The sequence below is a fragment of the Paenibacillus terricola genome, assembly GCF_014779765.1.
Taxonomy (GTDB): Bacteria; Bacillota; Bacilli; order Paenibacillales; family Paenibacillaceae; genus Paenibacillus_T; species Paenibacillus_T terricola.
The window spans coordinates 558962-578682 of record NZ_JACXZA010000005.1 but is presented as its reverse complement, the minus strand read 5'-3'; the positions used below and the strand labels follow the sequence as shown (position 1 = coordinate 578682).

Below are 19721 nucleotides of genomic sequence, written 5' to 3'. Positions count from 1 at the left end.
AAGTACGCTGTTGATTGGAGCGATTGGATTAGTTATGAGGAGAATTCGGTGGCTACGGGCGAGGAGTAAGGGCGATAAGGCACATATTAGTATATGAAGACCAATACAGAGCGCGGTGAAGGGGATGCCGTTGCTCTGTTTTTTTTTTTTTTTTTTACATGTCGAAGTCAACAGGTAGTCAACAAGAAAGCCTTGAAAGTACTTACAGGGTCAAACAGAATGCGTGTTTATACCCGCCTCCTGAACGCCTGCTTATATAGACAGAGGCTAGGTTAGTCCACCATAGTTGTAGTTGTTCTTGCCGAAGTCAACGATTTAATGGAATAAGAAACCGATTCAGCGCAAAGTCAACGATCACAGTGTAAGAATGTCAACATAATTTCGATAGCTTTTATACCATCGTAGTCATTTGATACGTCTACGCCGTTATGCATCAGTCAAGAGGGCAATCATATCAAATATGTTGAAGCTTGTGAAAAAGTAGTAATCAGCTTAAGGGATGAGAAATCAAAAAATAAGTGGAATAAGTTTATTACTGAGGATATAGAATCTTATTCTATCCCATAAATATTTGTTGAATATCCATTGGGAAAAAAATTCGATAAGTTAGTAGGTCGAGGGCAGGAATTAATGGATATTAAAAGGCTATTAAGAATGCCGATCCCTATATCGATTATTCGACATGGTGGTTTAGGGAAAACTGCAATTGTTCTTCAGATAATCGAAGATTTGTTGTATTCGCCTCAAAGGCCATTTGACAGAATATTTTTTATGAGCTTTAAAAATTCAGTTTTTGAAAACGGTGTTGTTCGGAAGCTTGATAAAGTAATTAGCAACCATACTGATCTAGTAACAAGATTAGCATTCTATATGGAAATACAGACAGGTGACAAGTCGATTAATGATATAGAAGAGGAAGTATGGAAGAATATCTTTACCCAGAAGACGTTATTAGTTCTGGATAATTTAGAGACTGAAATCGTGCAAAGTAATCTATCTGAATTTACAAAAATCGCTGATATGTTTATATCAAATTATACCAACCAATTAAGATTAATTATTACAAGCAGATTAGGTTTGGGTGATAGTGAGAAAAAATACCCGGTATTAGAATTTGATATAACAAGAACAAAGGAATTGGTCAGTATTAATTTGCCTGATAAACAAGAAGTATTAAAGAGAGCAGAAGAAACAGATTGGGAGTGGGTTCAAGAATATACTTCTGGTAACCCCGGATTAATTCTTTCTTTTTGTGACTCCTTAAGAAACAGTAACAAAACTATAATGGACCTTCGAGTTGAGTTTCAAACTAAGTATTCATTAGACGCTAGAAAATTGTATGACGATCAAGACGTGTTTCTAGAGCTTTGCTTTGCAAATACTACAGAGACACTTAATACAGAATCACAGACGTTCATGGCAGCTTTAAGCTATTCATTTATGGAGGCAAGTCTAAAAGAGGTTAGTGAGGAGCTTCTTGGTTTTCTAGTGGAAGAGATCGGATTTATTAAGCTTGGGATCCACAATATGAAGGCACAGATATTTGTGAATATCGGATTCTTGAGGCCAATAAATGGATCAAATAAATATAACGTAAACGAGCTTTTTGTTAATTATATTAATGGTAACTATTCAAATCGTAGCGATGTTTATACCGTATTTAAATTAAAGAGTTCAGAATGGTTTGCACCCCTAAAACATATGATTGCAAGTATAATTGATTTTCAATATGAAGAGGATCTTTTGGTTTCACAAACACTATCAAATTTATATAAAGGACGGTTTGACCAAACAAACAATAATAGCTTTCTAATGAGAGCATTCTTTTGTGAACCTACATTATCTAATTTGCTGTATTATTTTGAAAAAGCAAAACCCATTGAAGTAATTAGTAATTTTGTATTAATAGAAAAAGTAAAATCATTATTAATTCAAAATAAAGAGCAACAGGTTCAAGAAAGGATTGTGCTTAGGTTAATATACTGCATGTCTGAGATTAATCATTTAATTAAACGCGGTGAACGAGCAAATGTTGGGAATATACGTCAATCTGATTTGTATGAGTTCTTTCAACAAGTTCAAAATCGAGTATCGGTAGTAAAAACAGGTGCCAGGAGTATTCTATTAAGACGGAAAGTAGTTGACTTCCTTATTTCGATTAATCAATTAGATATAACAGAAAATTATGTCCAAACTTTTGAAGAGCAAATGTCAAGATCTTGTTTTGAACTGTACTCTAAGCAAGTAGGTATGTGGGCTGGTAGAGATAGAAGTAAGTGCGAGAGATATATATTAAAGTGTAATAGTTTAATTGGAAGTAAATTTATTCGTGATGAGTCAAAAGCAGCATATTTTATGTATTTAGCTAGATATTATCGAGAGGGGAACCCTCTGCGTGCATACCAAGTTTCATCGGAGCTGGATAAAATCCCAGCTATTAATAATACGATTTTTTCATTTTATTTAGAGTCTCTATTACTTAGGGCACAATGCCTTATTGATGTGAAAAAAAATCGAGAAGAGATACGTAAATTTATTAATACATTCAATCGAGAAAGTAAAACATCAAGATACAAAGATATACAATATAAAAAAGAAAAGGATACGAGGAAAGCATAAAAATTATAGATAAAACTTTAAAGCGCCAAGGGTATTAATACACAGGGTACATTAAAAATTTAGTTGGAGCGATTGGATTAGTTATGAGGAGAATCCGGTGGCGGTTGGAGACGAAGAGAGCTGAGAAGATGAATAGCAGTATTTAATAATTGAAAGCATCGCTAAGTGGCCTATGCGCCCTGGCGATGTTTTTTTATTGTTCGGAGTTAACATGGAGTCAACACACAGTTCCTGAAAGTACTTACAATGCGGGTCAAACTGAACGTTCACTCATAGCCTTCATAATACGTTTTGCTAACAGAGAAAGGGCTGGATACCCCACCATAGCTTTATTGCAAACTCGGCCTCAACTTGAAGTAACAAGTAGAAGTTGTGGGAGATTGATTCAACGAAAAATCAACTAGCGTGTCATTCTACTTCAGAGGCGTACCAAATTGCTCATCTTGAAATGGTTTTTGCTGCTGAAACCTTACTTTCTTATGCGTTATGGTTCGTAAACAAAGAAAAAACGAGTAATGAAAGCTGCCCCCACGGCGAAATGGTTAACGGCTTCTTTCACACTCGTTGCCAGGTTCGTTTCAGAAACCACAAGGGATCTAAGTGAATCTATATTGATTTTGACACAGAGGTTCGCCGTTTTGGCAACTCTTATTTCCGAATTCTGGTCACCTGAACTTGCTATGTCTTGGTGGCCATTTTATTCAAGCATAGATTCTCACAATTACCAGTTAATCTCGTGAACTGCATAAGGCATGTCCGGTTCAGATAAATGACATCATTTGCACTTAAACCGACATTATTGTATAATTTTGGTGTGTTGAAAATTGAAATTTCAATCATCATTGTGTGGACAAGACGATCATTTTGATATTTATCTCTTTAATACATCGAGGAGGGAACTTGTATATAAGATAATATTTGCGACATATCGCGAGAGCAAAAGTAAAGAGATGCTATATTTATTCATGAGAGGAGAGAAATGATGGATACAGAAGTTGAGGCTTCCGCCATAGCGTACGTTAAACTTTGTTTAAAAGGACGAGCAAGTAGATTGAAGAAAAGATGGTCTTTAATTTCTAATAGAGAGAATCTTACACATGATACCATTTCGTTTGAAACATTAGGCGTGACAACTAATCAGGAATCATTTGATGATCTTGTTGCAGATAAGGTAATCATTGAGCAAGGAATAATTGGATTAACCTCAAATGAAAAACGAGTAATAACAGAATTGTACTGGAACAGTAAGAAAGTCATTGATTTATGTAACGAACTAAACGTTTCTAAAAATACAATTTTGAAAACAAAACGAAATGCTCTTGAAAAGCTTCGTCGTCGTATATATCTATGACTGAAAAAGTAACTTGGAACGTCGATGGTATAGCTGAATTACTCTTACGTGTGGGGCAGGGAGCACACGAGGATTTCGAGAAATTATTAAATAGATTTGAGCCACTTATACTAAAATTGGTTAAGGAATTCGATTTTCAGTATCATGAGGATATTAAAGAAGAGTTGATGATCGAGTTATTTTTAGCCGCAAAGCATTTTAAGCCAATTACAACGAGGAATAGAGGAGACAGTGCGAGATAATTCAGATTGCTTTTCTCTAGCAATAAGTCCTTCATATCATTAGGTTATCCAGAAATTTCTGGTTAGCCTTTTTTTTTTTTTTTTTGTGAAGAGCCATTTTTGGGGTTACCTTTTGTTGCTTATTTGTCTTTTAAATATTTGTAAGCCAAAACGATATTAATAATGGAGGAATGAAAAAATGAAACTATTCAAAGCTGTAACAGGAGTCACGCTATCCTCTGTAATGTTGTTGACCTTTGCTTCAGGCGCGTTTGCTCAACCATTGAGCCAGGTGAGTACAGGAACGCAGGGGGCTTCTGTAACATTGAATGGACAGACCACCTACTTCTCTGGTTCACAAATTGAAAGACTAGCGCAAGTAAACAATGTCGATCCTAATTCTTTAAGGGAAGCGATTGAAGCAGGGCCGGATGCAGACGGAAAATTTTCACCATTTTCAAAGCTTCCTCGCCTGGATAATGGAATTTCAGAAGCACAGCTAGTTGAAAATAGTAAGCAAAAGCTCTCTTCCACGGGAGAATCTCTGATTCAGCCTGCTGAAACGTCTATTACAAGTTCTCAGTTTGCGTCTACCACGATAGGTGCTCTTGCGGCTACAACTACTACCAAGTCAAATCAGGACTCTACCGCATATAACGCGACAGGCAACAATACAGCAAATGGTAATCCGCCTAAGTTGGGGATCGTTGCAGTCCATCGAGTAAAGGATATCACCAGTGGCAGCACTAGCAACTCTCCAGTTATTCCCTTCGGTACTGTATTAAATATTACTAACGTAGACATTTACTTGCCTAACTCTGGCTACAGGGATATATTCACTGTAGATGATACAGGTTCAGGTCCGAACAGAACAAGTTATTGGATAGATGTCTATTTTGGTACGGATACTACTTCAGCAATTAATTATGGCGTAACCACAGTTTCTTATACTTATTAACTAAGGAGAAGCAGCCTTGCGCAAGAAGAAGTATGTTGGCATATCCTCAATTGCATTGATTGTGATTATGGTCGTTCTATTCTTCAGTATGAAAAATGCTCCTTTCGACGATTCTTCTAACCAATCAGAGGAACAGGCTGCCACAGTAACCACTGAGACGATTAATGAGACAGAGGAACAGACTGCCACAACAACCAATGAGAAAAACAATGATAAGAAGAGCGTAACCGCGATGGAGGCACTGCGCCTTGGGTACTCAGAGGCGAAGAAGCAGACGGAGGAAGAGCCATTACTTATTAGCATAACAAGCACGGACGACACTTCTATTCCACAGGAACGAAGCGATGGTGCGGATGGAACAAGAGATGCTTGGAATCTCGAATTTGGCAGCAAGAAAGGGAATGTTCTTATTTATATCAAGATCGATAATGGAGTGGCCATTACGACTGATGTGAAAAAGCACGATAAGAATTTACTTGAGAAAGGCCATTATGCGATATCTGATATTCAAATCGATTCTTCCGATGCAGTTAAACAAGCTGTTGAGATGGGTATGAAACCAGGAAATCCTGCTATATCAGATGACTGGATCAAGGGGTATCATTTTACTATCGGTGGGTATAATACTGATCCTAACTCCTCCAAAACACGTCTGCTGCTAAGAGTTATGGGGATCTCGCCGAATTCTCCTAATCGTGAGAATGAAAGTTTGAGAATGAGCATTTTCTTTGATGCCCAGACAGGCGAGGTTGTGAGCGCTACCGAGATGACAGGCTACGACAAAGATGGGAATACCATGTGGAAGAATATTGAGCTTAAACACTAATGACGGCATAATAAAATGAGAAAAAGGAAGCTATTTTCATGAAAATGGAACTTACCGTGCATTACTGCTCATGAGTAGACGCATGGTAAGTTTGTTTTGTGTAAAGGTAAAGGAGACACGGAAAAAACGGTTGAAACAGATGCCCTGCATCTGCTTCAACCGTTTTGTTGTTAACGCCTTACGGCAGCTTATTGCCCGCTGCACGGTAGATGGCGTACCATTCTTCGCGCGTCAGCGTAATTTCGCTTGCTTGGCAGCAGTCTTTCAGGCGGTCGATGTTCATCGAGCCAATAACTGGCTGCATCTTCGCTGGGTGGCGAAGCAGCCATGCGATCGCGATCGTCGTATTGGACACGCCGTACTTCGCTGCGACCGAATCAATGGCTTGGTTCAGTTCAGGGAACTTGTCGCTGCCAAGGAACACGCCTTCGAAGAAGCCGTATTGGAACGGGGACCAAGGCTGAATCGTCATATCGTGCAGGCGGCTGTAGTCGAGAATGCTGCCGTCGCGGTTGATCGCTGCGTTGTTCTCCATGTTGACGTTAATGCCATTGGAGATCATGTTAGCATTCGTGATGCTGAGCTGCAGCTGGTTCGCTACAAGCGGCTGCTTCACGTAACGTTTAAGCAGCTCAATCTGCATAGGGTTCTGGTTGGATACGCCGAAGTGACGCACCTTGCCCGAGCTTTCCAGTTGATCGAACGCTTCTGCTACTTCTTCCGGCTCTACCAGTGCATCCGGACGGTGCAGCAGCAGGACGTCCAGGTACTCGGTGTTGAGGCGCTTCAGAATCCCATCAACGGATGACAGTATATGTTCTTTAGAGAAATCAAACATGCCATTGCGGATACCGCATTTGGATTGAAGAATGATTTGTTCCCGGACTGCCGGGGTCATATGTATAGCGTCTGCGAAAATTTCCTCACATGCTCCGCCGCCATAAATATCGGCATGGTCGAAGAAGTTAGCGCCTTGCTCCAAAGCTGTTTGAACGAAACGTTCGGCTTCCGGTTTATTGAGTGAATTGATGCGCATGCATCCGACGGCAACGACAGGTACTTCCAGATTGCTGGTTCCCAGTTGTATCTTTCTCATTAGCGATATCCCTCCTGCTCGTGGATCTTGTCCTCTGATGATTGTGACATACGCGGGTCCTAAGAATCAAGCTGACAAATCAACGGAAAGCATGTCTGTAAGCGTATATCTGCTGCATAAAATAAACAAGGATTGAAAATAGTATAAGGGTCCGGCCGGCATCATGCTGTCATGCAGATGAATGTCGGTCCGAATCCGATAACGAAGAGGGGGGCTCTCGCATGTACTATTCTCGGAAGAAGCCTATTGAAGAAGTGCCTGACGAATTGACCTCGATCTGGTCCTGCTCATCAGAGGATTGCAAGGGATGGATGCGAGACAACTTCACGTTCCAAGCGGCTCCTGTATGCGTGTTGTGCCAATCCCCTATGGTGAAGGGCGAGCGGATGCTCGCGGCCGTTGTTAACACAAGCCCGATTGCGATGAGAACCTGATAACTGCGCTCATAGGATGCAACAACGGCCCCTCCGCACATGCGGCAGGGGCTGCTTGTTTGACAGCGAGCATCTATTCATCGTGCTCGTCTAGTTCTCGGCCAACACTTGCCCTGTAAGGGACAAGTCATAGCCGGCAATTGCACGCAGTTCTTGAAGGAATGGCTCTGAACGCAGGATAGACAGCAGAGCGTCAATCAACGGTTGGTTGGCCGCTGTATTTAGCACAACAAGGTCATAACGCTCCGTAATAAGCGGAATGAAATCAACGAATCCGACGATGCTTGCTGCTTTCTCTGTTCCAACGCCAATGTCCGCTTCGCCTGCTGCGACCTTCGCAGCAACCGACAGATGGCTGCTTTGGATTTGATCATAATAGCCGCTAATTTGCCCGGGCTTAATGCCGTGGAGGCGAAGCTGCTCGTCAAGCAGCACACGTGCGCCAGCGCCTTGTTCCCGATTCGCCAGGCGGAGGCCAGGGCGACTGAGATCGGACCATCCTTGGATACCGAGTGGATTCCCCTTAGCCACGTATAGACCGGCCGGGCGCGAGAGCAGGTTGATGACTTTGTAGGGTTGGCCGACGAGCAGCTTGCGGATGTACGGCACATTATACTCGCCGGTATCGCCATCAAGCAGATGCGTGCTGACGATATCCGATTCGCCTTTGTACATACTGATGAGGCTGTCCAAGCTACCGGCATAGGAACGAAGCGGGCGTACGCCGGTGGACTGGCTCTCCAGATGTTTGGCCAATATATCGAGACTCATGTCTTGTCCTGTAATGACGATCGGGCGAACGCCCTGACCGGGAGACAGAATGGCCGCTGGCGGCATTGTGCCCTTGCTAAGCGAAGGCTCGGCAACAGGCGCTGTATGCGTCTGCTCATGTGATTTATATGGCGCGGCTGCTGCTGCCGCGGTGCTATTTTTGCTGCGCTGCTTATAAGTTTCTAGATCCGTCGCATCAACGCGCATCTGTTTGCCTACGCGGTAGGAGGGCAATTCGCCTTTCTTGATCAGGTCATAGACGGTCAGCTTTGATATTTTGAGCAGCTTGGCGATTTCGTCTGCTGTATAGGACATGTCTTGTGACATCGAAGGTGAGCCTCCCGAGTGGAACCGTTATCAACAACTCGTATGTATTGTAGCATATTTTGTGAAAATGAGGCGTCACCGCGGGCTGAGTCAATTGAGACACTACCGATATACAAGAAAATCGGCCCCGCACAATGCGTGCAGGGCCGGGGAGTTAATTAATGAACATAGCCATTCGGTCTTGCCAGCTTGACGAGCATATGGGCAAGATGGTGCTGCTCCTCCTCGGAGCCGCATTTCCACAGCTCCTTCAGAAGCTTCTCCTCGCTGTTGCGGGCATCCTCATGATCGGCCAAATAGTCTGCTACCTCTTGTGCGATTACGGCAATCTGCTCCTCGCTCAGACCAATGCTCTGCGCCAGCTTGATGCGCCGGCCAAGATAGCCCTTGAACGTCTCGAAGCTATGCAAAATCCGCTGCCGCTCATCTTCGTCAATGCTCTCAATTGCACGTTCTACTTGCTCTGGATTGATGTCGCCGTCTTTATGAACGACATGATTGTGCTCGGACATAGGGACCTCCTTGGTCATAACAATGGAATAGCGATTCGTTACCATTGTTTCCAAGTTCAATTCAACTGTATTCAGAGGGGGAAATGAATGCTGGGGTTGTTCTGCGGTATTTGTGTTATTTCTAAGGTGGAGATTGTTTGATTAGTGTGATTATTTGTTATTTTTGTTAGGTGAATATCACAAAAATACAACTAAAAAGGTGCGGGATCAGCCTATCTATTGTAAGCGCTTTAAGTTATGATGAAGGTACCTTCGTATCAGTCATCATGACCAACTATTCGATGGGAGTGATGGAAGTTGCACGCGAGAAAAGCTGGATGGGTGGCGAAGATTTTATGTTTTTCGATGTTAGTTTATTTGTTATCTCCGTTAGGGTCGTCGGGGGTGGCGCAGGCGGCTGCAGTTGAGAACAAGGTGTATGATTTTGAAGATGGTACGACGATGGGATGGGCAGGCGGCTGGGGCGATGCGCTCGTATCGGTCGAAGCAAGTGCGGATCTGGATTCGGCTGACAATCATTATGCACTGAAGGTCAATACCAACTACAACAACGATGCCGTCTGGCAGAATGCAGCGGTCCTCGTGAGCCATGGCCTCGATATTGCCAACTATGAGAAGGTCGATTATGACGTCTACGTCCCGGCGTCGTTCCCTGGCGTGCTCGCCCTGAGTACAGCCATCAATAACGATTGGAATGAGCTTAACTATAGCAATCATGATATTCCTTCCTTGTCTGCTTCCGCTCAGACGATTAACGGCACTTCCTATATTCCGATTCATAAAAGCGTAAAGCTGCCTTCGAACGCAGCGCAGCCACAGCTGGTCATTCAGCTTCAGAAGAACATGGATTTGGTCTACAACGGACCTATCTACATCGATAATGTAGTGCTGAGGGCGCGCGACGGGGCGGGCAATCCCGGCACACCGGGGCAATCCGTGACGTATCTGGCCAAGGATGCGGTGCTTGCGGGCAGCGGTCCGGTATTCCAGACGGGGCCGGTATGGGGCGATGAAACATATGCTGGCGCAGGGTATGTCTCCTTCTTCTACGAGCAGGATGATGCGAACCTAGGTACAGCGACGTTTAATGTGAACGCGCCGGATGAAGGGCTATATACCCTTTATGTTGGCTACTATGGCCCTTACGGCTACAAAGAAACAACGCTGAACGTGAACGGACAGCCGAATGGCAACGGTGCGCTTCCTGCCCTGGCAGATGGAGCGGTTGTCGGCGAGCAATCGCTTGGCAAAGTGCTGCTGCATGCAGGCGCGAATACGATCGGCTTCGGACGCAACTGGGGTTATTACGGCATCGAGTACATTAAACTCGTATCCGATAAACCTGTTGGCGACCGCATTGAAGCAGAGGATGGCTTGTTGGAAGGCGGAGTAACCAAGGGTACTGACGGCACCGGTTATTCTGGAACAGGTTATGCCTTCATGATGGGCAGCGGTTCGATTACGCTGATGTACAATGCGGCGAGCGCCGGCTTGTACGATCTAGCGGTCGGCTACCGTGCGCCTTATGGCTACAAAGAAACGAACATGCTGCTTAACGGCCAGCCAAGCTCGGCAGTCAAGCTGCCGGAGACGGCCGATTTTACCGAGATATCGGCAGGTAAATTGTTGCTCCATGAAGGGGAGAACACGATTAGCTTCGAACCGTTCTGGGGGTGGTACCATATCGACTACATTACGCTGACGCCATCCGCACCTGCGAAGACGCACGAAGTGCCGAAGACGCTTACGAATCCGAACGCGTCGCCAGAGGCGAAGTCGTTGTTCAGCTATCTGGTTGATCAATATGGGCATTCGATTATTTCGGGCCAGCAGAGCTTGTCCAATGCGGAATTTATCCATGATCAGACGGGCAAGTATCCAGCGATTGTTTCGTTCGATATGATCGAATATTCACCGTCCCGCGTACTGTTCGGCTCCACCTCGCATGAAATCGAGGATATGCAGGAATGGGCTAGCCGCGGCGGCATTATCTCGTTGGCTTGGCATTGGAACTCGCCGAAAGGCTACTATAACGAGCCAGGCAAAGAGTGGTGGAGAGGCTTCTATACGGAGTTCACGACGTTTGATGTGCAGTATGCGCTGAGCCATCCGGAGTCGGAAGACTATCAGATGCTCGTCAGCGACATCGATGTCATCTCCGAGCATCTGAAGCCGCTGGCGGAGCAGGGCATTCCAATTCTGTGGCGTCCGCTTCATGAGGCAGAAGGCGGCTGGTTCTGGTGGGGAGCGAAAGGTCCTGAAGCTGCAAAACAGCTGTACCGTCTCATGTACGATCGGATGGTCAATTACCATGGCCTGAATAACCTGATCTGGGTATGGAACTCGCCTTCGGCAGATTGGTATCCAGGCGATGATGTAGTGGATGTTATCAGTCAGGATATCTATAATGCAGCGGGCGATTACAGCCCGAACAGCAACCAATATGAAGCGTTGAAGGCGCTTGTTGGCGATAAGAAGCTCGTAACGCTGCCGGAGAACGGACCGATTCCAGATCCGGATCTGCTCAAAATCTACAATGCCGACTGGAGTTGGTTCAGCACTTGGAATGATGATTTTATCCGTGACGGCATTATTAATACGCCAGAGCATCTGAACAAAGTGTTCAACAGTGACTATGTGACGACGCTCGATGAGCTGCCAAGCAATCTGTTCACGTACGGTCAGCCAACAACGACTGCGTCGCTGTCTGATACAACAAGCGTGAACGGCTGGTACAAAGGGGATGTGACGGTTACGCTGAGCGGCGCCGCGCAATCGGCAAGCGACTCGGTGACGACAACATACTCGATGAATGGCGGGGAGTCTGTTGTTTATACGGAGCCGTTCACGATAAGTGCGGAAGGCGTGACGACGGTTCGTTATGCGTCGGTCGACTCCAGCGGTAATCTAGAGAAGTCGCATACGCTGACGATCAAGATCGACCGTGTGGCGCCGACGGTGAAGATTGTGCAAGCAGGTCATGATGTTGCGGATGTGACGCCAGGCGATCCGCTCTCATTCACACTGGAGAGCAGTGATGCGAGCTCGGGCGTTGCATCGCAGAAGCTGCTGCTTGATGGGAGTGAAATAGCGTTGGGTGAAGCTGTGAACTCCGCTGTATTGAGTGCAGGGGCGCATACGGTCGCTTATGTCGTAACAGATGCCGCGGGCAATACGGCTCAGGGCAGCGCATCGTTTAATGTGGCGCCTATCTATGCCACGGGTAAGCCGGGTGTGGCAAAGCTGTCCCATAATAACGGCTATGACAATGGTCTGCAGGATGGCAGCTATACCGTAACGATGAATCTGTACTACGGCAACAATGGTACGACGTACAAGTTATATGAGAATGGTGCGCTGATCGGCGAGCGCCGTCTGACGGATGCTTCGCCATCCAGCCAGAAGGTTGCGATTGATGTATCGGGCCGAACGAACGGTACGTACACGTATACGTGCGAGCTCTCGAACGTATTCGGTACAACCGCATGTGCTCCGATTACAGTGACGGTAGATGCAGCTAACCCTGGAACTCCGGTGTTGTCGCATAACAACTGGGATGGCGACGGCAGTTATGAGGTGACGATGCATCTGTACTATGGTACGAATGCAACGAGCTATAAGCTGTACGAGAACGGTCAACTGATCGATACGCAATCGGTATCCGCATCCACGCCGAACGGCCAGACTACAGCAACCGCAATAAGTGGCAGGGCGCCAGGAAGCTATACCTATTATGCCGAGCTGTTGAACGAAGCCGGCGTTACGACGAGCCAGACGATTACGGTCGTTGTGTCGAAGTAACTAGTGACGAAGGGTGTAAGGTAGATTGTGGGTAGCGAGTAACTAGCCGCCGTCGATGGCTCTGCGTACGAGAGTGCAATACTGCACCTTGTACAGCATGCCGTCGGCGGTTTCGTTTTCAATAAACGTCACAACTTCGCATAATTGTTCTCCTCTTGGCAGACAATACAAACGGTCTGCGCAAGCATGATGCCGGCAGAGCCCGTCTATTCTACTATGAGGAGCATGCATATATGAAGATGCTACGAGTCTTGGCAGCGATCGTAATTCTGCTCTCCGCCATGCAGGCGTCCACCGTCTCTGCTGACGGAGGCGTTTACCATTTCGGCTTCAAAAAAAGTGTGAACGGCCAGCCGCCTTCGATCGATGAGGAAGGTTTCAAAGGGCTGCTTGCTCGTTATGGCGCTGTGTTTACGGGGGATATGTCTGCACCTGAGCTGTACTTAACCTTCGATAACGGTTATGAGAATGGTCTGACCGCCGGAATTCTGGATGTCCTGAAGGAGAAACAAGTTCCTGCAATTTTCTTCGTAACGGGCCACTACATCAAGACACAGCCAGAGCTGCTGAAGCGAATGGCCACTGAGGGCCATCTCATCGGCAATCATTCGTGGAGCCATCCCGATATGAGCACTTTGACAGCTGAACGGATCAAACAAGAGCTCGATCAGGTCAAATCAGAGGTGGCCGTGCTGACCGGACAGCAGGAAATGAAATATTTGCGCGCGCCGCGTGGGATATTCAATGAACGCTCTCTTGCCGTCAGCCAGCAGCTTGGGTATACGAATGTGTTCTGGTCCATTGCGTATAAGGATTGGGACACGAATGATCAGCGAGGCGCGCAGTATGCATTCGAGAAAGTGATGGCGCAGCTGCATCCAGGCGCCGTCATTCTGCTGCACAGCGTGTCGCGCGATAACGCCCAAGCGCTTGGCCGCATTATCGATGCTGCGAAGGCGAAGGGGTATCAATTCAAAAGCCTGGACCAAATGAGCAATCGCACACCTGCCCCGTCTGAACAAGGACAACAAGCAAGCTAACGGCGGTGTTGGTGTGGGTCAAAAGTCCTTAATGCGCATAAGAGGATTGCTGCCTGCAGATGATACTTAAGGCATGTAACTCGGAGCGGATGAGGAGGTGTCAACAATGGCTAAACAGAACGAGGCGAACAAAGCGGCTGTCCAATCTACTAAGCTGAATCAGCTGCCGATCAGCAATGAAGCCGATTCAGAGTTTGCATCTGCGGAACCTGCAGCTGAAGCAGCTAAAGCGTTCCAGAACAAGGTGACGGACAAAAATCTGCAGTAAAACGACATATCCGCGTATGGACAAAAGGGATGCGAAACGCCACTCCAAGGAGTGGCGTTTTTTATGTAGTTTATAAATATGTTAAATCCAAAACGATTTCAAATCTCTTTTTCTGCATATTTTCGACTTTTTAGGTGCTATAGTGCTAAAGTTCTTTACGGACAATACCGAAGTAATATATGTTATAGATAATAAATTAATCAATAGGTTAACTATTTACGACATTTGTCAACTGGGTCAAGATTGAGAAGGGGGCATAAACACATGAAAGTAAATGTAACCGATTACATCAAGAAGCCATTCAAGAGATCAGAACGTCCTGAGCAGACTGACGAGGGTGGTGCGGCACCGATTCAACGAAGCAAGAGCAGAGGATTCAACTTGCATTCGATTAGCACCAAGTTGTTTCTGTACTTCTTTATTAGCATCGTATTGTTCGTAGCGATTGTAGGCACATTGTCCTATAGTGTGTCCCGTGATACGTTAAAGAGTAAAGTGGCAGAGGCATCGGAGCAGACGGTTGAACAAACAACGGAGAAGCTCGATTTCCTATACAACTTCTATGAGAACATCGCAACTCAAATCGCAGTAGATCGTACGTTGATGGGTGATTTGGAATATCGGGTGAATCTGATCGACGAGGATTTTGCCTCGACGGACCGTTTCGAAGTTGACTTGAAGATTCGCAATGCGTTGGCGGATATCGCATCAACGAATGACATCGGACTTCAACTATTCGATAAAGAGCCATTCGTTAAGCCGGACTCCAAGGAAGTATCGGATGCAGCCTTCTATTCGACGGCGAACGGGTCCTCCTTGTATGCCGATTATACGAAGTACTTCGAGACGCTGGAGAAATCGGCGGGCCGCGTAATCTGGTTAGGAAATGTTGAGAAGCAAATTACGACGGATACGAAGACGAACTACATTATACTTGGCAAAATGCTCAAAGCCGGCTCGGGCACCTACTTCCTGTTCATCGAGTTTAAAGATGAAGTGCTCATGAGCGCGCTCGAGAACGTCAAGCTTGGCAATGAGCATCAACTGACGATTAGCGGTGAAGATGGCAATGTCATCTTCAGCTTTGATCCGAAGGCGATCCGTAAGCCGCTTGGGTTGACGCTGCCTGAATCGAAGAACAAAGAAGATGTATCCGGATCGTTCAACAATGGTGACGATCTGGTGCTGTATAGTGCTTCACAGGTTAACAAATGGCATGTAACGGGCTCGGTTCCAGTGTCGGAGTTGACCAAAGATATTAATCGGATCTTCGTCATTACGATCATTCTTATTGGGGTGGCAATCATCATCTCGCTGTTGATCGGATTCCTGATCGTTCGTACGGTTGGCAAGCCGATCAACCAGGTTCGCGATTTAATGGAGAAGGTTGAACAGGGCGATCTGACGGTACGCATGAACGTGAATCGCAAGGATGAGATCGGCAAGCTCGGTCATAGCTTCAACCAAATGGCAAGCAACGTCGGCAAGCTGATTCAGCGTACGAACGAGACGCTCGATTATGTCGTGAATACTTCGGTTCAACTGCAGGACGTTTCCCGCAAAATGGGTGATTCCGCGAAGGAAGTATCCCTTGCAACAGAAGAAATTGCACGCGGAGCATCCGATCTGTCGCAGCAATCGGAAGATGGGAGCACGCAGGCGTTCTCGATGCAGGAGGAAATGCGCACGTTTATCCGCAACAACCAAGAGATGCAGGAACAAGCGGAGGATGTGAAGGGCGAGAGCCAGAGCGGTATCGTACAGATGGACGTGCTGCTTGGCAAAACAAATGAGAGCGAGAAGCTGACGAGAGAGACGCTCGATCGCGCTCAGAAGCTGAAGGACAGCACAACGCAGATCGGTCAGATCTTGCAGCTGATGGATGAGGTAGCGAAACGTACGAACTTGTTGTCGTTGAATGCAGCAATTGAAGCAGCCCGCGCTGGCGAGCATGGCAAGGGATTTGCAGTGGTTGCTTCTGAAGTTCGTAAGCTGGCGGAGCAGTCCAGCGGTTCGATCGGCGTCGTTAACGAAATTATCGGTACGATCGTCGAAGAGGTCGAATTGACGGTTAAAGCGCTGAAGGAGAACTATCCGATTCACCAAGAGCAGGTTAATGTTGCGAAGAACGTCGATCAGATTTTCCGTCAGGTGGATAACCGGATGAACGGCTTCGTTGAGAAAATCGCACAAACGTCGGCGTCGATCAGCAACCTGCAAGCGTCCCAAAGCACGTTGTCCGAGATGATTCTGCAAGTGAGCGCGACGGCAGAGGAATCGACGGCGATCTCGGAAGAGGTTGCATCGTCGGCGAACGAGCAGCTGGGTGTCAGCGCGGAACTGGTGCAAACGTCCGAGAAGTTGAGCGAGTTGTCGAACGAGCTGCGTAACATTTTGTCTGAGTTTGTAACGGTTGAATCGGAACAGGAATAGGAAGCGCTAAGGGGGAGCCGGAGTCGGCTCCCTCTTTTTGATAGCCTAATTGACAGAAGTTGCTTGATTAAGCGACAATGATGAATGGATCTCCAAAATTAACCATACTTGTGAGGTGGATTTGTGACTGCAACTGAGCTGTACACGATCGTTTTAATTATCGCTGCACTTGTGCTTTATCGGTCAACACGTAATTTCTATCGGCCGATCCGAGGGAATGGCGCACGTTTGCTGGTGCCCCTTGTGTACATGCTTCCGGCAACGTATGTCATTATGAATCCGGAAGCGCATGCGACGTCGAATGAGTGGCTCGCTGCTGCTGCAATTGGAATCGTTCTGTCTATTCCGCTTATTTGGACAACGCAGTATGAGGTGCGTTCGGATAACCAAATTTATGCGAAGCGGAATTTGTGGTTTATTATTTCGTTCCTTGCGATTCTTGCGGTGCGTTTCGTGCTGCGTACGAGCATACAAGACATTGATTCGCAGACGCTCAGTGCGTTGTTCGTGACGGTAGCTTTCTGTTACGTTATTCCTTGGCGCGTTGTTTCGTTTATTAAGTTCCGTAAGGTGAAAACGGGGCGGGCTGGGAAGGGTTTTGCTGCTTAGACTTGTTTAGTGAATTGCAGATAAAATTAAGGCTGATGGTACCGCTTCGCAGATGAATGTTTCCTACGATCGCTGTTGTCCTCGGATTGTTCTGATTTTATTAATTCAGAAGAGGTAACAATCCGAGTGACAAAGGCGAACTAAAAGCTTTCCGGAGGAAAGCTGCATCGTAAGCATAAGCTCCGCTTCTCCGGAAATCATTCATCTGCTTCGTTCTTGCAGCCTGTGAAAGACCGCAACTCGCCCTCCTTTTTGGGTGGGGGCGATATTTCACTCCGCGTTATTCCTCGCTTCTTGCTTCGGTTTATTGACTTCAGTTGTGCTTCCTGGCGTACACCTTTCCTCATTAAACTATTTCAAACTGATTCTTTGATGATTCTCCTCGCAGATAGTACACATGAATCGTGTTTGCAACACTTGCACCCATCTTGTATTCGAACAAGTACCCTCAGTTGTAACGAACCTCATTAACGCTATCGCCCCGATTTTGCTCCTTCCTAGATGTAATGAACTCAGCAGGCGCTATTTGGGTTGATTAGTGGTAGTTGGCGCATCAAATGTGCAGTTAAGACCATCTGGGTTCGTTAGCGCGGCGTTTGGTCTGGGTGTGGCGAATAAGGTGTCCTCAGTTCGTTGGCACGCCTTGTATGAGATATGGATGCGCATGTCCTTGATTGCTCGACATCGACGTTAACCATCTCGTCCTCGAATTCGCTATAATAGACGAATACATATGGGCTTGATGAGCGTGGATGGGGGACGAGGCGGGATGAAGCGACGATGGTGGGTGGTGTTGGGGTATGCGCTGCTGGTGGGTGTGCTGCTAACTCAGCGGAGTGCCATAATGGATTGGTTGGAGCGGGGAGAAGCGCCGATTGGATGGTTGTTCGTCGTGGCGGTTGTTCTGGCATTCGTGCCTGTGGTGCCCTATAAGCTAGTCATCGGTACGTTGGGGATTCTGTATGGCCCATTGACAGGAGCGGCGATGAGCTGGGCAGCTACAACGATTGCTTCGGTCGTCATATTCGGGCTTGTCCGATCCTTCGGCCAACGGCAGGGGAGAGCGTATCTCGCACGCAATCGGCATACGGATCGATTATCTCGGTTAATGGAACGCAAGCCATTCCTATCAATCGCGCTGGTGCGACTTCTTGCTGTATTCCCGAGCCTGCTCGTCAATGTCTACGCGGCATTGCTCTCGATTCGTTTCTCTACGTTCATCTTAGCAACGGCCATCGGCAAAATCCCTGCCATGCTCACGTTCGCCTTCCTCGGACACGAACTGCTTCATGATTGGCGTACAGCGCTCGGAACGGCGCTCGTCTACGCGGCATTCATCATCCTGCTGCTTATCATCTATCGGAGATGGGAACGGCGGCAGACATAATATTGTGAATTTTGACGCCTATTTGACGAAGCGATTGAGCTGAAAATATCACACAATTTCCTTTTGTCACCAACCGGCAGATAACGTACAATAGCAATAAACAAAACGAGGATAGGTCTGCTTGGGGGTACAATTGTGCTGGAATTGGACATTAACGAACCGGACAAGCTGGTAACTGTTGCGCATGCGTTGTCGACGCGTGCGAGGGTCGATATATTGAAGCTGCTCAACCAGAAAAGTTTGAATATTGTTGAGATTGCGGATGCGCTTCGGCTGCCCGTATCTTCGGTGGCGAACCATGTGCGTGTGCTGGAGGGGGCTCATCTTATTCAGACGGAGCTGATGCCGGCCGTTCGCGGAGCGATGAAGGTATGTACGCGTACTTATCACGATGTGCATATGCAGCTGAACACGAGCTTCTTGGGGAACAAAGGGGACGAGCAGGTCTATGAGATCGACATGCCGGTCGGTCATTATACGGACTGCGAGGTGTCGCCAACCTGCGGGATGGCGGACGGGAACGGCTTGCTCATCCCAGAAGATGAGCCGGCGAGCTTCTATCATCCGAGGCATGTCAACGCTCAGTTAATCTGGTTCCGTCGAGGATATTTGGAGTACCGTTTCCCGCTGGAGATTCCGGCGAACAGCCGGATTACGGCGCTGGAGTTTACGATGGAGTTGTGTTCGGAAGCGCCGAACTACGATAACAACTGGCCTTCGGACATTACGGTGTGGGTCAATGGCATTGATATTGGCACATGGACGAGCCCCGGAGATTTTGGCGATCGGAGGGGGCGGCTGAATCCGGCTTGGTGGGGAGATCATGCGACGCAATACGGGCTGCGCAAAATATGGCGGGTCGACGCAGAGCGAAGCATGGTCGATATGCATGCTGTCTCGGATGTAACGCTGGCTCAGCTTGAGCTATCGAGCGCCACAGGGATTCGCCTCCGCATCGGCGTTCGAGAGGATGCGAATTATAAAGGCGGCGTTAATCTATTCGGCCGACAATTCGGCGATTATGACCAGGACATTCAGATGCGCGTTCACTTTATTGCTGAATAATTT

At 46.8% G+C, this 19721-nt stretch carries 15 protein-coding genes; 12 read left to right on the top strand and 3 right to left on the bottom strand.

The window, feature by feature from the left end; translation table 11 throughout:
* Nucleotides 1-630: 630 nt before the first annotated feature.
* From H8B09_RS21365 to H8B09_RS21345, 4 genes are all read left to right on the top strand, one after another.
* Nucleotides 631-2619 carry a hypothetical protein gene (locus H8B09_RS21365; protein ID WP_224753831.1) on the top strand — a complete coding sequence of 663 codons (1989 nt, stop codon included), beginning with the start codon at nt 631-633 and terminating at the stop codon, nt 2617-2619.
* 979 nt (nt 2620-3598) lie between these two features.
* Entirely contained in the window at nt 3599-3970 is a 372-nt protein-coding gene (locus tag H8B09_RS21360) for a sigma-70 RNA polymerase sigma factor region 4 domain-containing protein (RefSeq protein ID WP_224753830.1), read from the top strand.
* A gap of 420 nt (nt 3971-4390) precedes the next feature.
* Nucleotides 4391-5149 carry a DUF8837 domain-containing protein gene (locus H8B09_RS21350; RefSeq protein WP_191205574.1) on the top strand — a complete coding sequence of 253 codons (759 nt, stop codon included), beginning with the start codon at nt 4391-4393 and terminating at the stop codon, nt 5147-5149.
* Between the two features lie 16 nt (nt 5150-5165).
* Nucleotides 5166-5975 carry a hypothetical protein gene (locus tag H8B09_RS21345; RefSeq protein ID WP_191205573.1) on the top strand — a complete coding sequence of 270 codons (810 nt, stop codon included), beginning with the start codon at nt 5166-5168 and terminating at the stop codon, nt 5973-5975.
* Between the two features lie 178 nt (nt 5976-6153).
* Here H8B09_RS21345 and H8B09_RS21340 read toward each other — a convergent pair whose 3' ends face one another.
* Nucleotides 6154-7071: an aldo/keto reductase gene (locus tag H8B09_RS21340; protein WP_191205572.1), complete on the bottom strand. Its 918-nt coding sequence runs from the start codon at nt 7069-7071 to the stop codon at nt 6154-6156.
* A gap of 221 nt (nt 7072-7292) precedes the next feature.
* Here H8B09_RS21340 and H8B09_RS21335 point away from each other — a divergent pair, with 221 nt between their 5' ends.
* Nucleotides 7293-7505 carry a cold-shock protein gene (locus H8B09_RS21335; RefSeq protein WP_191205571.1) on the top strand — a complete coding sequence of 71 codons (213 nt, stop codon included), beginning with the start codon at nt 7293-7295 and terminating at the stop codon, nt 7503-7505.
* 90 nt (nt 7506-7595) lie between these two features.
* Here H8B09_RS21335 and H8B09_RS21330 read toward each other — a convergent pair whose 3' ends face one another.
* Both H8B09_RS21330 and H8B09_RS21325 read right to left on the bottom strand, forming a co-directional pair.
* A complete protein-coding gene (locus tag H8B09_RS21330) occupies nt 7596-8603 on the bottom strand; it encodes a helix-turn-helix transcriptional regulator (protein ID WP_191205570.1) in 1008 nt (335 codons plus the stop codon).
* 158 nt (nt 8604-8761) lie between these two features.
* Entirely contained in the window at nt 8762-9115 is a 354-nt protein-coding gene (locus H8B09_RS21325) for a DUF3243 domain-containing protein (protein ID WP_191205569.1), read from the bottom strand.
* A 297-nt stretch (nt 9116-9412) separates the two neighbouring features.
* Here H8B09_RS21325 and H8B09_RS21320 point away from each other — a divergent pair, with 297 nt between their 5' ends.
* The 7 genes from H8B09_RS21320 to H8B09_RS21290 all read left to right on the top strand — a co-directional run bounded on the left by H8B09_RS21320 (nt 9413) and on the right by H8B09_RS21290 (nt 19718).
* Nucleotides 9413-12916, top strand: coding sequence for a glycosyl hydrolase (locus H8B09_RS21320; RefSeq protein ID WP_224753829.1), 3504 nt, complete (start codon nt 9413-9415; stop codon nt 12914-12916).
* A 239-nt stretch (nt 12917-13155) separates the two neighbouring features.
* Complete coding sequence (gene pdaA / locus H8B09_RS21315) at nt 13156-13956, top strand: delta-lactam-biosynthetic de-N-acetylase (RefSeq protein WP_224753871.1); 801 nt, start codon at nt 13156-13158, stop codon at nt 13954-13956.
* A 106-nt stretch (nt 13957-14062) separates the two neighbouring features.
* Nucleotides 14063-14224, top strand: coding sequence for a hypothetical protein (locus H8B09_RS21310; protein ID WP_191205566.1), 162 nt, complete (start codon nt 14063-14065; stop codon nt 14222-14224).
* Between the two features lie 264 nt (nt 14225-14488).
* Complete coding sequence (locus tag H8B09_RS21305) at nt 14489-16657, top strand: methyl-accepting chemotaxis protein (protein WP_191205565.1); 2169 nt, start codon at nt 14489-14491, stop codon at nt 16655-16657.
* A 123-nt stretch (nt 16658-16780) separates the two neighbouring features.
* Entirely contained in the window at nt 16781-17266 is a 486-nt protein-coding gene (locus H8B09_RS21300) for a cytochrome c biogenesis protein CcdC (protein WP_191205564.1), read from the top strand.
* A gap of 769 nt (nt 17267-18035) precedes the next feature.
* Nucleotides 18036-18653, top strand: coding sequence for a TVP38/TMEM64 family protein (locus H8B09_RS21295; RefSeq protein ID WP_191205563.1), 618 nt, complete (start codon nt 18036-18038; stop codon nt 18651-18653).
* Between the two features lie 135 nt (nt 18654-18788).
* Complete coding sequence (locus H8B09_RS21290) at nt 18789-19718, top strand: ArsR/SmtB family transcription factor (RefSeq protein WP_191205562.1); 930 nt, start codon at nt 18789-18791, stop codon at nt 19716-19718.
* Nucleotides 19719-19721: the final 3 nt, after the last annotated feature.

What these genes read in the sequence shown, in the direction of transcription:
- H8B09_RS21330 (WP_191205570.1), bottom strand. Translation starts at nt 8,603, where the DNA reads ATGTCACAAGACATGTCCTATACAGCAGACGAAATCGCCAAGCTGCTC.
- H8B09_RS21360 (WP_224753830.1), top strand. Translation starts at nt 3,599, where the DNA reads ATGATGGATACAGAAGTTGAGGCTTCCGCCATAGCGTACGTTAAACTT.
- H8B09_RS21365 (WP_224753831.1), top strand. Translation starts at nt 631, where the DNA reads ATGGATATTAAAAGGCTATTAAGAATGCCGATCCCTATATCGATTATT.
- H8B09_RS21305 (WP_191205565.1), top strand. Translation starts at nt 14,489, where the DNA reads ATGAAAGTAAATGTAACCGATTACATCAAGAAGCCATTCAAGAGATCA.
- pdaA (WP_224753871.1), top strand. Translation starts at nt 13,156, where the DNA reads ATGCTACGAGTCTTGGCAGCGATCGTAATTCTGCTCTCCGCCATGCAG.
- H8B09_RS21310 (WP_191205566.1), top strand. Translation starts at nt 14,063, where the DNA reads ATGGCTAAACAGAACGAGGCGAACAAAGCGGCTGTCCAATCTACTAAG.
- H8B09_RS21295 (WP_191205563.1), top strand. Translation starts at nt 18,036, where the DNA reads ATGAAGCGACGATGGTGGGTGGTGTTGGGGTATGCGCTGCTGGTGGGT.
- H8B09_RS21335 (WP_191205571.1), top strand. Translation starts at nt 7,293, where the DNA reads ATGTACTATTCTCGGAAGAAGCCTATTGAAGAAGTGCCTGACGAATTG.
- H8B09_RS21325 (WP_191205569.1), bottom strand. Translation starts at nt 9,115, where the DNA reads ATGTCCGAGCACAATCATGTCGTTCATAAAGACGGCGACATCAATCCA.
- H8B09_RS21350 (WP_191205574.1), top strand. Translation starts at nt 4,391, where the DNA reads ATGAAACTATTCAAAGCTGTAACAGGAGTCACGCTATCCTCTGTAATG.
- H8B09_RS21340 (WP_191205572.1), bottom strand. Translation starts at nt 7,071, where the DNA reads ATGAGAAAGATACAACTGGGAACCAGCAATCTGGAAGTACCTGTCGTT.